The organism is Streptomyces sp. GbtcB6 (assembly GCF_019091475.1).
Lineage (GTDB): Bacteria > Actinomycetota > Actinomycetes > Streptomycetales > Streptomycetaceae > Streptomyces > Streptomyces hyaluromycini.
Map to the genome: position 1 here is coordinate 1 of NZ_JAGXJL010000490.1, position 234 is coordinate 234.

Annotated in this window: 1 protein-coding gene; it reads left to right on the top strand. The window is 64.5% G+C overall.

Annotation, left to right across the window (positions count from 1 at the left end; genetic code table 11):
- Positions 1-234, top strand: a 234-nt coding sequence (locus KVT45_RS55760; protein ID WP_302832727.1) for a hydantoinase/oxoprolinase family protein, incomplete at both ends; no start/stop codon positions are given.

Genomic DNA, 234 nt, shown 5'->3' on the forward strand with positions numbered 1-234 from the left:
TGAAGCGATCCAGAAGCTCGCCGACCAGCTTGGGCTTGGCCTGATGGAGACGGCGCAGGGTATCATTTCCGTGGTAACCGCCAATATGGCGAAGGCCATCCGGGTCATCAGCGTCCAGCGCGGTCACGACCCGCGGGACTATGCGCTGATGGCTTTCGGCGGCGCCGGCCCGCTGCATGCCGCGCGCCTTGCCAAAGAACTCGATATTGCGCGCGTGATCGTGCCTCTCACGCC